We start from the raw sequence: 12,566 nt of genomic DNA on the forward strand, positions 1-12,566 counted from the left end.
GACTTTAATAAGTAGATTGAGGAGAATGTCATGTTTGAACAATTAGATCAATTAATCTTCCGTTTTGAGGAAGTAATCGAAATGATGAGTGATCCAGAAATTATATCTGATTCGGATCGATTAAGAAAGTTATCGATTGAGGAATCCGATTTAAGACCCAAGGTAGCTAAAATTCGTCGTTATAAACAAGTCAATGAAGAACTATCAGATACAGAAGAAATGTTAGCGAGCGATTTAGACCCTGATATGGCAGAATTAGCCAAGTTAGAACTTTCTGATTTGAAGGAAGAAAAAGATCAATTAGAAGAAGAAATTAAATTGATGATGTTGCCAGAAGATCCTAATGATGGCAAAAACATTATCATGGAAATTCGAGGAGCAGCCGGTGGGGATGAAGCACAACTATTTGCAGGGGATCTTTTAACTATGTACTCCAAGTTTGCTGAAGCCCAGGGCTGGAAAGTCGAACTAATGTCAGCCAATATTACAGGCATTGGAGGATACAAAGAAGTAACCTTAATGATTACAGGCGAAAAAGTCTACTCCAAACTAAAATTCGAAAACGGTGCACATAGAGTGCAACGTGTACCAGAAACCGAATCGCAAGGTCGGGTTCATACATCCACTGCTACAGTAGTGGTAATGCCTGAACAAGAGGAAATCGATTTTGATTTAGATGAAAATGATATCCGTGTGGATATTTATCATGCTTCTGGTGCTGGTGGACAGCACGTTAACAAGACAGCTTCAGCTGTTCGAATGACCCATATCCCAACAGGAGTTGTGGTAGCTATGCAAGATGAGCGATCACAATTAAAAAATAGAGAAAAAGCCATGAAAGTATTAAGAACACGTGTTTACGATATTCTGCAGTCTGAAAAGCAAGAAGCTTTTGATTCTGAAAGAAAGTTGGCAGTAGGTACTGGAGACCGATCTGAACGAATTCGCACATATAATTATCCACAAAACCGTGTGACCGACCATCGGATTGGCTTAACCATTCAGCAACTCGATTCTATTATGCAAGGCAATATCGATGAAATCATTGATGCCCTTGTTGTATATGACCAAACGCAAAAGTTGGAGGAGCTCAATGGTCAAGGAGCATAAAGAACTAACTTTAAATGAAGCCCTCCAAAAGGCTTCATTTTTTTTGAATCAACACGGCCACGATGCAAATTTGGCGCGCTATTATTGGATGCAGTTGTTTGATTGGGATTTAAGTCAGACCGTCAAGTTTTTAAATCAACCGATTTCACAAGGTCTAGCCAGCCAATTTGATTCTGCTCTCCACCGGATAGTAAATGATGAACCGATACAGTATATTAGCGGCTACACTTATTTTATGGACCACAAATATCAGGTAAGTCCGGTTTGCTTGATCCCACGAGAAGAAACGGCTGGTTTAGTTGAAAAAGCGCTGGCTTATATGCGTCAGCTGCCTCCAGGCAAAGTAATCGATTTAGGAACCGGTTCAGGCATAATTGCTATTGAATTAAAGAAAGCTTTACCAACTTGGGAGGTATATGCTAGTGATTTCTCACAAGCAACCCTTCAACTAGCTAAGAAAAATGCTAATGACCATCAAGTGAATATTCAATTTGTCCATTCAGACTTGATGCAAGCCTTTAAGCCAGATTTTCAATTTGATGTATTCGTTTCTAATCCGCCATATATTGCTCAAAGTGAGTTGGATTTAATGGATGCTTCTGTAAAAAAATATGAACCACAATCCGCCTTGTTTGCGGAAGATGAAGGTTTAGCCATTTATAAAGCTTTAGCTAAGCAATTACCTTCACACTTAAAACCAAGAGCCGGTGTTTTTTTGGAAATAGGTTTTGCCCAAGGTCTGGCTGTTAAGACGATATTGCAAGACGCTTTTCCAGCGGCTTTTATTCAAATTGGACGTGATTTTGCGGGTAAAGATCGATATGTATCTTTGATGCGAGAGGAGGATTTAAATGAAGACTCTAATTTTTGATAAGCAAAGCTTGCCTCAAGCAGCAGAACTACTAAAAAAGGGGGAATTAATCGCTTTTCCAACCGAAACGGTTTATGGATTAGGGGCTATTGCCACAAATCCAGTAGCTGTGGCAAAAGTCTTTAAAGCAAAGGGCCGTCCTAATGACAACCCCTTAATCGTGCATGTTGCCAATCAAGATCAAGTTGAAGAACTAGTGAATGAAATCTCCCCCATCGCTCAATCATTGATGGATAGTTTCTGGCCGGGACCTTTAACGATTATTTTTCCACTTAAAAAAGGCAAAGTAGCTGATAACGTGACTGGCGGTAAGCAAAGTGTAGCTATTCGGATGCCTAATCAGTCTCTCACCTTAGAATTAATTGGCTTAGTGGGAACCCCACTAGTAGGTCCGTCAGCAAATCTATCTGGCAAACCAAGTCCGACGAGCTTGGCGCATGTACTACATGATTTTAGAGGTGTAATTGCTGGAATTCTAAATAATGGCCAAGCTTTAACGGAGGTGGGTATTGAGTCGACAGTTGTCTATCCCCATGAGGATAGAGTGGATGTTTTACGACCAGGCCATATCACGCCTAGTCAGATTCAAGCTAAAACAGCCTGTCCTGTTCAGATTGTTTCTGAAAAAATGCAATTGGCTAATTTAAATGTAGCTTCCCCAGGAGTCAAATATCGTCATTATAGTCCCAAACAACCGGTTTACCTGATAGCATTTCCGAGAAAAATAGAAGAATGGGTTGAATTAGTCAATAAAGAATCGATGAAGATAGGCATTTTGGCTGATAATGCTATTATTGATGGTTTGAAAGAACGGCCCCAGGTTGTCGATAGTTATTCATTGGGTCAACCGAATGACTGGCAGAACGCTTCACAACATTTATTTTCTGGACTTAGGGCTCTAGAAAAAGGTCCGGCAGAGAAAATTTATGTTCAAGGATTAGAAAATGATGAGAAAACACTTGCTTTCATGAATAGGGTTACGAAAGCGTCGTCATTTATGTTATAATTAAACTACAACTAAATGTTGTAACTATTTTTTTGGAGGGTGTATATATGTCAAATATTAATGCAGAAGTTTTTGAGGTAATTGAAAAAGAACGCCAACGTCAAACGCATGGTATCGAATTAATTGCTTCAGAAAACTTTGTATCTGAAGATGTTATGAAGGTTCAAGGGTCAATCCTAACCAATAAATATGCTGAAGGATATCCAGGACGTCGTTATTATGGTGGGTGTGAATACGTAGACATCCTAGAACAATTAGCAATTGATCGTGCCAAAGAATTATTTGGCGCAACTTATGTTAACGTTCAACCTCACTCAGGTTCTTCAGCTAACTTAGCTGTTTACCGTGCCTTCTTAGAACCAGGAGATAAAGTATTAGGTATGGACTTATCTCAAGGTGGGCACTTGACTCACGGTTCACCAGTTAACTTCTCTGGTCAATCATATCATATGTTAGCTTATGGTCTTGATGAAAATGAACAGCTAGACTATGACACTTTAGAAAAAATTGCGCGTGAAGAGAAGCCAAAAATGATTATTGCGGGTGCTTCTGCCTACTCACGTACAATCGACTTTGAAAGATTTGCAAAGATTGCTAAAGAAGTTGGCGCTATTTTAATGGTTGATATGGCGCATATCGCTGGTTTAGTAGCGGCTGGTTTACATCCAAATCCACTTCCTTACGCGGATGTAGTTACAACTACTACTCACAAGACTTTAAGAGGTCCTCGTGGTGGCATGATCTTAACTGCTAAAGAAGAATATGGTAAGAAATTAAACTCTGCTATCTTCCCAGGAATCCAAGGAGGACCTTTAGAGCACGTTATTGCAGCTAAAGCAGTTGCTTTTGGTGAAGCTTTACAACCTGAATTTAAAGAGTATGCACAACAAGTTATTAAGAATGCCGCTGCTATGGCAGAAGTATTTAACGAGAGTGGCTTACGCGTTATCTCAGGTGGTACAGATAACCACTTAATGTTATTAGACTTAACAAGCTTTGATGTTTCTGGTAAGTGGGCACAAAACCGCTTAGAAGAAGTTGCAATCACTGTTAATAAGAACTCTATTCCAAATGACCAACGTTCATTTGTTGAAACATCAGGTATCCGTGTGGGAACACCAGCAATTACTTCAAGAGGTATTAAAGAAGATCAAGCACGTGAAATTGCTGAAATTATTGTTAAGGCTCTTAAAGCCGAAGAGTCTGAACTTGCTGAACTACGTAAGCAAGCAGAAGCAATTGTAGCTGACAAGCCTCTTAACGCTTATCACTAAGATACTTTAGATTAGGAGGAAAAAGAATGGCAAAATTTACGGTAGTTGATCATCCCTTAATTCAACATAAACTAACCATTATTCGCGATAAGAACGCTTCAACTAAAGTGTTTCGTGAAGTAACCAATGAGATTGCTATGTTGATGGCTTATGAAATCACACGCGACCTACCGCTTGAAGAAGTTGAAATTGAAACACCACTAGCTGTTACTAAGCAAAAACAAATTGCTGGTAAGAAAATGGCTATTGTTCCAATTCTTCGTGCAGGATTAGGTATGGTAGACGGAATTTTATCTTTGGTCCCCGCTGCTCGCGTGGGTCACATTGGTTTGTATCGTGAGCATGATACATTAGAGATTGTTGAATATTTTGCTAAGCTTCCTCTTGATATTAAAGATCGCCAAGTATTTGTAGTCGATCCAATGTTAGCTACAGGAGGATCTGCCATTTCGGCTCTTAAACAATTAACTGAGAAATATGGCGTTGATAAGCAGCACATTACATTCGTATGTTTAGTGGCTGCTCCTGAAGGAGTGAAGGCTTTGCAAGAAGCTTTTCCAACTGTTGATATCTTCACAGCTGCCTTGGATGAGCGCTTAAATGAGAATTCCTATATTCTACCAGGACTTGGTGATGCTGGTGACCGTATCTTCGGGACTAAATAATTTTTAAATTACTTGCACAGGTAGATTTTTCTACCTGTGTTTTTTTATGAGGAGCATTTAATGACACTTAAGAAATTTTACCGTCAATCATTACAGGAAAGACGTTTAAATATTTCCCCTTATTTAGAAAATAAGATGGATTTTCCTATATTAGATGAAAAAAGAGCCAATCAGATGATTGAAAACTATCTCTACACTTATGGCCTTCCAATGGGGATATTACCGACTATTCAAGTGAACGAAAAGGACTACATAGTTCCGATGGTAACAGAAGAACCATCGGTAATAGCTGCGGCATCCAATGGCGCCAAACATCTGGGTAATATTAAAGCGCATTTAGACCGTAAAACAATTAAAGGACAAATTGTTTTAACTGATTGGACAGAAGCTGAAGCGAAACAAGCTCTTAACAAGCATAAAGAGGGGTGGTTGAGCTTTGCTAAAAAAGTAGCTTATCGGATGGTAGAAAGAGGAGGGGGACCTTTAGATATTGAGTATTCGGCTTATCGCAGCAATCAGACGCTCTACCATTCCTATTATCTACTATTTGACCCTTGTGAAGCTATGGGAGCCAACTCTTTAAATACTGTTTTGGAAGCATTAGCCTTTGAGATAAAAAAAGATATTGGTGGCAAGGTTTTAATGGCAATTCTTTCAAATTACAATCCACAAAATTTTGTTAAGGTGGAAGCGACTCTTTCTATTGAGCGTATAGATATAAATTTAGATAGAGCCCATCCTATTGCCCAAAAAATTGCTATGGCTAGTGACTATGCCCAATTGGATCCTTACCGTGCCACAACTCATAATAAAGGGATTATGAATGGAGTGGATGCGGTTTTGATTGCTACAGGAAATGATTGGCGTGCGGTAGAAGCGAGTGTTCATGCCTTTGCATGTAAAGAAGGAAAATATCGAGGTTTAAGTCAGTGGTTTTATGATTCTAAGAAGGCTGAATTGAGCGGACATATGGACATTCCTCTTCCAGTCGCTACGGTGGGGGGGACCTTATCCATTCATCCAATGGCAAAGTGGTCTTTAAATTTAATGGGAAATCCTAATGCTTTAGAGTTAGCTCAAGTTGTTGCTTCTGTCGGTTTAGCCCAAAACTTTGCAGCCTTAAAAGCCATCGTATCCGAAGGTATACAAAAGGGTCATATGGGATTGCAGGCTCGTAGCTTAGCGATACAAGTGGGAGCCAAAGCCGATGAAATCGACCTATTAGTTAAATTGTTAAAAGTAAGAGAAAGCTTTAACTCTCAGATTGCAAGGGATTTACTAGACAAAATGAGAAATTCGTAAGATAATGTCTATTATGATTGAAAAAACTGAGGAGGGAATTAATGAAAACAAAAGTTGGAATCGACCGTATTCATTTTTATATACCACCCCAATATGTAGACATGGAGGAATTAGCTCAAGCAAGAGATATTGATCCAGCAAAATTTACAATTGGAATCGGCCAAAGTCAAATGGCTGTCACGGATTACAAACAAGATATTGTTACATTGGCCATTAATGCAGCGTTACCAATTATTTCAAAAGAAGATCGGGACTTAATTGACCAAGTGATTGTAGCTACTGAATCGTCTTTTGATTATTCTAAAGCAGCTTCAATATATTTGCACCAAGCATTAAAGATTAACCGTTTTGCACGCTCCTATGAAATCAAAGAGGCATGTTATGCAGGAACGGCAGCTTTACAAGCGGCTGTTGACTATGTGCGCTTAAGACCCGAAAGAAAGGTGTTAGTCGTTACAACCGATATTGCTCGATATGGTCTAGCGTCTTCTGGAGAAGCGACTCAAGGAGCAGGAGCAGTGGCTATGTTAATAACTGCTGATCCAGCGATTTTAGCTATTGAAGAAGAAAGCATTGCTTATACTGACAATCAATTTGATTTTTGGCGACCACAATACGACATATATCCACGTGTAGACGGTAAGTTTTCTACCAATCTATATAATCAGACCTTTTTGAATATTATGGAAGAAGTAGGTAAGCGTAAACCGGATTTTTGGGATGCTTATCAAGTACAATTGTTCCATTTACCATTTACCAAAATGGGTCGTAAGGCGATTAAAAACTATCGTCAGTATTTAAATGATTCAACAAATACACTCAAAGATGTAGATCAGAAGTTGAAGGCTTTAGACCGTTTTGATAAACATTACGATCACGCTGTTCAATATTCAAGACATATTGGCAACATTTATACTGGCTCGCTTTATCTAGGCTTAATTTCACTTTTAGTTCATGATCAAAGTCTTAAAAAAGGCGATAAGATTTCCCTATTTTCTTATGGTTCAGGTGCGGTTGCTGAATGTTTTTTTGGAGCATTACAGCCAGGTTTTAGAGAGGCTATACTCTTGAATGAAATTGAAGCAATGTTCCAGAAACGTCGAAAGTTAAGCATTGAGGAATATGAAAAGCTATACTTAGAAGCCATTGAGCCTAGTGACGAAATAATTGAATTTGATCCAAGTGTTCATGAAGGAGAGTTTTATTTGGCTAAGATTGATAACCATCGACGTTATTATCTACAAAATGCTAGTCATCAAAATGACTTTAAAAAGTAATAAATAGATTTCATACTGTCAAAGATTAGCAGGATAGCTTTTTTATTGTGAAAAGTTAAGCCCTATTTCTTTTTGATAGTATTTTTGCTTTATAGTCATTTTACTTACTTCTTATTTATGCTATGATGATTACGAACATGAAAGGGTGATTTAAATGTATGCAATTATAAATGGTATGGCAGTACTGTTTTTTCGCATTTTCTTTGTCATCCTAGCCTATATGGCTCTGTCAAAAGTTAATTGGAGGAGTGTTTTACAGCCTCAACACCAAGCAATGGACCGATACCTATGTATTTTATGTAGTATTGGCTTGGGCTATTTGACAAGTTCGTTTTTTATAACAATCATTGAAACCTTACGTCTACTATTGATGTCAGCGTTTCTCTAATCATGTGTATAAGTCTCTCGCCTACTCCAAAGCGATAGTCTTCAAAAGGGGATTCATTTAAAATGGAAGAAATTATTGTACAAGGTGGCAACCGTTTGGAGGGTACAGTCAAGGTTGAAGGTGCTAAGAATGCAGTTTTACCAATTCTGGCAGCTTCTATTTTGGCGTCGAAAGGAATTACACGACTAAGTAATGTGCCTGTTTTATCAGACGTTTTAACAATGAACGAATTGCTAAAGAATATTGACCTAGAGACTAAATTCAATCAAGCGAATAATCAGATGACGCTCGATGCGACAGGTCGGGTTAAAACTATGGCGGACTATGACTTTGTTAGTAAAATGCGCGCTTCGATCGTTGTAATGGGACCAATGTTAGCACGTTTTGGTCATGCGCGTGTGGCCATGCCAGGCGGTTGTGCAATCGGTACACGTCCCATTGATTTGCACCTAAAAGGATTTGAAGCATTAGGAGCTACTATTGAAAATGCAGCAGGATATGTTGAAGCAAAAGCAGACCAGTTAATCGGAGCCAATATTTACCTGGATTTCCCTTCGGTGGGAGCCACTGAAAATATTATGATGGCTGCTGTTTTAGCTAAAGGCGAAACAGTGATTGAAAATGTTGCTAGAGAACCAGAGATTGTTGACTTAGCTAACTTTTTAAATAAAATGGGTGCTAAAGTTTCAGGTGCTGGAACGGAGACAATACGTATCGAAGGTGTTTCAGAACTTTTGGCTACGGACTATGAAGTTATGCCAGATCGTATCGAAGCCGGTACTTTTATGGTAGCGGCTGCTGTGACTAATGGAGATGTCATGATTGAAGGAGCGATTGCTCATCACAACAAACCGCTAATTAGTAAGTTGCAAGAAATGGGCGTTGTTTTTGAAGTGTTTGATTCTTCGCTAAGGGTAATTGGTCCCAAGGTTTTGAAACCCACAGACATTAAAACCATGCCTTATCCAGGCTTTCCAACGGATATGCAGGCACAAATGTCGATTGCTCAATTATTAGCTAAGGGAGACTCAGCACTTTCTGAAACCGTTTTTGAAAATCGATTCATGCACTTTGAAGAATTGCGTCGAATGAGCGCTGATTTCAAAATTGAACGCCAAACAGTTGTAATGTACGGACCTGCAGAATTATCAGGTGCCCAGGTTAAAGCGACAGACCTTCGTGCGGCAGCTGCTCTTATTATTGCAGGACTTACTGCTAAAGGATTGACAAGGGTTTCTGAGTTGAAATATCTTGATCGTGGTTATTACCTCTTCCATGAAAAGCTAGCTCGCTTAGGAGCAAACATCGAACGTGTTAATATCCAGCCAATTCCATCCATTCAAAATAAACCAGCTGTAAAAGCTGTGTTTGCTTAATTATCATCCAGAAAGGATGAGTATAATGGCTAGAGATATAGGTATTGATTTAGGAACAACCAATGTATTAATCCATCTTAAAGGCCGAGGAATCATTTTAAATGAGCCCGCAGTGATTGCTGTAGATCAATCGACTCAAGAAGTAATGGCAGTGGGACGAGAAGCTTATGAAATGCGGGGTAGAGTGCCAAAGTCTCTTGAAGTTATACAACCTTTAAAAGGTGGAGTGGTATCAGACTATGACTTAACCGAAGCCATGCTTCTTCACTTTTTCAAGCGCGCACACATTCGACGTGGCTTGAGAAAGGCAAATGTTTTAATTTCAACGCCAACCAATGTAAGTGAAATCGAACAACTTTCACTATTCGAGGCAGTTCAAAAAGTTACTTCGGGTAGGGTTCGAGTAGAAGTTGAACCGATGGTAGCGGCTATCGGTTCGGGCCTAGATGTTTTATCAGCCAAAGGAAGTATGATTGTAGATATTGGTGGAGGAACGACGGATATAGCAATTATTGCTTCAGGTGAAATTCTTCACGCAGAATCGATTAAGATAGCTGGTGATGACTTTGATGAAGCAATTATCCAGTATTTTAAGGACCATTACCAACTACTCATTGGGATCCAATCAGCTGAGAGGATAAAAATGCAACTTGCCTGTGCTAAAAAGGTGGATGGAAGAGATGTTCATAACCAAGAGTTAAAGGGGCGCGATCTTGTTACAGGATTACCAAAAGCAATTAATGTTGACTCTAACGATTTACATCGGGCATTAAAAGATTTATTAGATCAAATAGTGAGAACAATACGCAGAGTGATTGAACAAGCTTCTCCAGAAATAATCGCAGATATCCATGATCAAGGACTGGTTATTACAGGCGGGGGCGCGATGATCCAAGATCTAGATTTGTTAATCACTGAGCAGATAAAAGTCTCAGCTATTCCTTCTGATCAACCCATGAATGCTGTAGCATTAGGAACTGGTATAATGATGGATTGGGTCGAATCCGGTTTAATTGATCCAAACAAAAATAATAAAAAACCAAGTAAGCCAAATTTCTTTATGAGATTGTGGCAATCCATTTGGAAATAAACTAGGGGTGAATAAATGGCAGAGAAGTTAAAATATTTAGAATATCCACTATTTAAACAAGTTATGAAAGGGATCTTCAAAGTTTTTTTCTTTATCATCCTTTTAATTATTGTCTTTGGAATGGGTTTAGTTATCGGTTACGCTGTTTTAGGAGACGGAAATTATTGGGAAGTATTTAATCAAGATACTTGGTTGCATTTATTGACATTTATTGAATAATATTAAAAGGAAATATTCATTAGAGGAAAGAAGGGATACTTTGCAGACAAGTGATTTTTCTGTATTTGAGCTATTGCTTTATATCATTCCTCTAACTATGATTTTTTTAATTAAAAAATATGGGAGACCTTATTTAACCTATTTTAAAAATTGGCCTATAACATTAGCCATTTGTTTATTACCCACTTTATTGGTTTTAATTTACGGTTTTGGCTGGCTAATTTTTGGTTTTAATGTGCTACCATTTATTATTTTATTTTCTTCTTTTGCAATCGGTGTTCAATTACATAAGTATATACAAGAAATCGACCATTTCTATTTTAAGCAATTTTATTTGCCTGCAAGTGAATTACTTTTTTATTTCTTGGTTTTTTATTTAGTGGGAATGATTATTTTAAGATGGTGGACGATTTTTTTCTAATTACCCCACCACTTTTTTAATAGCTTTAAATGATCATAATATCAAGCTTTAACAGGTTTTGCTTTCTAGCAAAACCTGTTTTTTTATTCAATTTTGTCTATAAGGTGGTGAAAAGTGGGAGTATGTGGTAAAATTAATCTAACTTAGGAGAGGAGTGTGAACAAGTCGTGTTAATGGGAGAATATCAACATAATATCGATTCCAAAGGCCGCTTGATCATGCCTGCTAAGTTTCGTCCAGAACTAGGTTCGACTTTTATAGTAACTAGAGGTCTGGATGGCTGTTTATTTGGCTACCCCATGAATGCATGGGAAACAATTGAAGAAAAATTAAAACAATTACCTCTAGCTAAAAAAGACGCACGTAAGTTTACTCGTTTTTTCTATTCGGCTGCCACCGAAGTAGAAATCGATAAGCAAGGACGGATAAATTTACCAAAAAATCTTATAGAGTTCGCTAAGATTGATAAGGAATGTCGTGTGATTGGCGTATCAGACCGTATCGAGATTTGGAGCAGTGAGCTTTGGGAAGATTTTGCAGAGGATGCTGAGGAAAATTTTGAAAATATTGCAGAAGAAATGATTGATTTTGGATTTTAAAATAACGAGGTGACAATATGTCCTTTGAGCACGAAACAGTTTTACTAAAGGAAACAATTGATGGTTTAGAAGTGAATTCCAATGGAATTTATGTTGATTGTACATTGGGTGGCGCTGGGCATGCTCAATACTTATTAAGCCTTCTTTCAGACCGTGGAAAATTATTGGCATTTGACCAAGATCTTATGGCAATTAATAATGCTAAAGTAACTTTAAAAGAGCAATTATCCCAAGGAAAAATAACTTTTTTTGAAAGAAATTTTCGTGATTTAGAAGTCGCCTTATCGGAGCAATCAATTCACCTAATTGATGGGATTTACTATGATTTGGGAGTATCTTCACCACAATTAGATATTGCGGAAAGAGGGTTCTCCTATCATCAAGAAGCAAGGCTAGATATGCGAATGGACCAAAGGCAAGAGCTCGATGCTTATGAAGTAGTAAATACTTGGGATTATAATGATTTGGTGCGTATTATCTTCCGGTATGGTGAAGAAAAGTTTGCTAAAAGAATTGCAAGAAATATTGAACAAAGTCGTAAAAAACAAGCAATTGAAACAACTACTCAATTAGCAGAGATTATTAAAGAAGCGATTCCTGCCGCGACACGTCGGACCGGTGGACATCCAGCTAAGCGAGCTTTTCAAGCCATTCGAATAGCTGTTAACGATGAGCTTGGCGCAGTCGAAAGTTCAATTGAACAGGGGTTAAAACTGTTAAAAGTAGGTGGCAGGATGGCAGTTATTACCTTCCATTCCTTAGAAGATCGATTGGTTAAACAAATGTTTAAGCAAGTATCCACCTTACCAGAAACACCTAGAAATTTACCTGTTTTAAGTAATCAACAAGCAGATTATCGAATAGTTAATCGAAAACCGATACTACCTTCAAAAGAAGAGTTAAAGAATAACAATCGTTCAAGATCAGCAAAATTAAGAATTATTGAAAGAATTAGTATGTAGTATTGA

The 12,566-nt window shown here is 38.1% G+C and carries 14 protein-coding genes; all 14 read left to right on the forward strand.

Annotated elements, in window-relative coordinates; translation table 11 throughout:
* Positions 1–30: 30 nt before the first annotated feature.
* Positions 31–1,110 (forward strand): peptide chain release factor 1, encoded by a 1,080-nt coding sequence (gene prfA / locus ACQV2O_RS03185; protein WP_428874968.1) that lies wholly within the window; start codon positions 31–33, stop codon positions 1,108–1,110.
* Entirely contained in the window at positions 1,094–1,981 is an 888-nt protein-coding gene (prmC, locus tag ACQV2O_RS03190; protein ID WP_428874969.1) for a peptide chain release factor N(5)-glutamine methyltransferase, read from the forward strand. The genes prfA and prmC overlap by 17 nt, the downstream gene beginning before the upstream one ends.
* The gene (locus tag ACQV2O_RS03195) at positions 1,962–2,987 is read left to right on the forward strand and encodes an L-threonylcarbamoyladenylate synthase (protein WP_428874970.1); all 1,026 of its coding nucleotides are present in this window, start codon (positions 1,962–1,964) and stop codon (positions 2,985–2,987) included. The genes prmC and ACQV2O_RS03195 overlap by 20 nt, the downstream gene beginning before the upstream one ends.
* Before the next feature lie 47 nt (positions 2,988–3,034).
* Entirely contained in the window at positions 3,035–4,261 is a 1,227-nt protein-coding gene (gene glyA / locus ACQV2O_RS03200; RefSeq protein WP_428873856.1) for a serine hydroxymethyltransferase, read from the forward strand.
* A gap of 26 nt (positions 4,262–4,287) precedes the next feature.
* Positions 4,288–4,926 (forward strand): uracil phosphoribosyltransferase, encoded by a 639-nt coding sequence (gene upp / locus ACQV2O_RS03205; protein WP_428873857.1) that lies wholly within the window; start codon positions 4,288–4,290, stop codon positions 4,924–4,926.
* Positions 4,927–4,986: 60 nt separating this feature from the next.
* Positions 4,987–6,228 (forward strand): hydroxymethylglutaryl-CoA reductase, degradative, encoded by a 1,242-nt coding sequence (locus ACQV2O_RS03210; protein ID WP_428873858.1) that lies wholly within the window; start codon positions 4,987–4,989, stop codon positions 6,226–6,228.
* A 41-nt stretch (positions 6,229–6,269) separates the two neighbouring features.
* Positions 6,270–7,505, forward strand: coding sequence for a hydroxymethylglutaryl-CoA synthase (locus ACQV2O_RS03215; protein ID WP_428873859.1), 1,236 nt, complete (start codon positions 6,270–6,272; stop codon positions 7,503–7,505).
* Positions 7,506–7,725: 220 nt separating this feature from the next.
* Positions 7,726–7,893: a DUF1146 family protein gene (locus ACQV2O_RS03220; RefSeq protein WP_428873896.1), complete on the forward strand. Its 168-nt coding sequence runs from the start codon at positions 7,726–7,728 to the stop codon at positions 7,891–7,893.
* A gap of 62 nt (positions 7,894–7,955) precedes the next feature.
* The gene (gene murA, locus ACQV2O_RS03225) at positions 7,956–9,269 is read left to right on the forward strand and encodes a UDP-N-acetylglucosamine 1-carboxyvinyltransferase (protein ID WP_428873860.1); all 1,314 of its coding nucleotides are present in this window, start codon (positions 7,956–7,958) and stop codon (positions 9,267–9,269) included.
* A 25-nt stretch (positions 9,270–9,294) separates the two neighbouring features.
* Positions 9,295–10,359, forward strand: coding sequence for a rod shape-determining protein (locus ACQV2O_RS03230; protein WP_428873861.1), 1,065 nt, complete (start codon positions 9,295–9,297; stop codon positions 10,357–10,359).
* A gap of 15 nt (positions 10,360–10,374) precedes the next feature.
* Entirely contained in the window at positions 10,375–10,578 is a 204-nt protein-coding gene (locus tag ACQV2O_RS03235; protein ID WP_428874971.1) for a DNA-directed RNA polymerase subunit beta, read from the forward strand.
* A 40-nt stretch (positions 10,579–10,618) separates the two neighbouring features.
* Positions 10,619–10,999: a hypothetical protein gene (locus ACQV2O_RS03240; RefSeq protein WP_428874972.1), complete on the forward strand. Its 381-nt coding sequence runs from the start codon at positions 10,619–10,621 to the stop codon at positions 10,997–10,999.
* A 173-nt stretch (positions 11,000–11,172) separates the two neighbouring features.
* On the forward strand, positions 11,173–11,598 hold the full coding sequence (gene mraZ, locus ACQV2O_RS03245) for a division/cell wall cluster transcriptional repressor MraZ (protein ID WP_428873897.1): 426 nt from the start codon (positions 11,173–11,175) through the stop codon (positions 11,596–11,598).
* A 17-nt stretch (positions 11,599–11,615) separates the two neighbouring features.
* Positions 11,616–12,560: a 16S rRNA (cytosine(1402)-N(4))-methyltransferase RsmH gene (rsmH, locus tag ACQV2O_RS03250; protein ID WP_428874973.1), complete on the forward strand. Its 945-nt coding sequence runs from the start codon at positions 11,616–11,618 to the stop codon at positions 12,558–12,560.
* The last annotated feature ends 6 nt before the right edge of the window (positions 12,561–12,566 follow it).

Origin of the sequence: Facklamia sp. P13055, from assembly GCF_050409445.1 — a bacterium.
Classification (GTDB): domain Bacteria; phylum Bacillota; class Bacilli; order Lactobacillales; family Aerococcaceae; genus Facklamia.

What these genes read in the sequence shown, in the direction of transcription:
- ACQV2O_RS03230 (WP_428873861.1), top strand. Translation starts at nt 9,295, where the DNA reads ATGGCTAGAGATATAGGTATTGATTTAGGAACAACCAATGTATTAATC.
- mraZ (WP_428873897.1), top strand. Translation starts at nt 11,173, where the DNA reads ATGGGAGAATATCAACATAATATCGATTCCAAAGGCCGCTTGATCATG.
- ACQV2O_RS03210 (WP_428873858.1), top strand. Translation starts at nt 4,987, where the DNA reads ATGACACTTAAGAAATTTTACCGTCAATCATTACAGGAAAGACGTTTA.
- rsmH (WP_428874973.1), top strand. Translation starts at nt 11,616, where the DNA reads ATGTCCTTTGAGCACGAAACAGTTTTACTAAAGGAAACAATTGATGGT.
- ACQV2O_RS03220 (WP_428873896.1), top strand. Translation starts at nt 7,726, where the DNA reads ATGGCTCTGTCAAAAGTTAATTGGAGGAGTGTTTTACAGCCTCAACAC.
- ACQV2O_RS03215 (WP_428873859.1), top strand. Translation starts at nt 6,270, where the DNA reads ATGAAAACAAAAGTTGGAATCGACCGTATTCATTTTTATATACCACCC.
- prfA (WP_428874968.1), top strand. Translation starts at nt 31, where the DNA reads ATGTTTGAACAATTAGATCAATTAATCTTCCGTTTTGAGGAAGTAATC.
- ACQV2O_RS03195 (WP_428874970.1), top strand. Translation starts at nt 1,962, where the DNA reads ATGAAGACTCTAATTTTTGATAAGCAAAGCTTGCCTCAAGCAGCAGAA.
- prmC (WP_428874969.1), top strand. Translation starts at nt 1,094, where the DNA reads ATGGTCAAGGAGCATAAAGAACTAACTTTAAATGAAGCCCTCCAAAAG.
- murA (WP_428873860.1), top strand. Translation starts at nt 7,956, where the DNA reads ATGGAAGAAATTATTGTACAAGGTGGCAACCGTTTGGAGGGTACAGTC.
- ACQV2O_RS03235 (WP_428874971.1), top strand. Translation starts at nt 10,375, where the DNA reads ATGGCAGAGAAGTTAAAATATTTAGAATATCCACTATTTAAACAAGTT.
- glyA (WP_428873856.1), top strand. Translation starts at nt 3,035, where the DNA reads ATGTCAAATATTAATGCAGAAGTTTTTGAGGTAATTGAAAAAGAACGC.
- upp (WP_428873857.1), top strand. Translation starts at nt 4,288, where the DNA reads ATGGCAAAATTTACGGTAGTTGATCATCCCTTAATTCAACATAAACTA.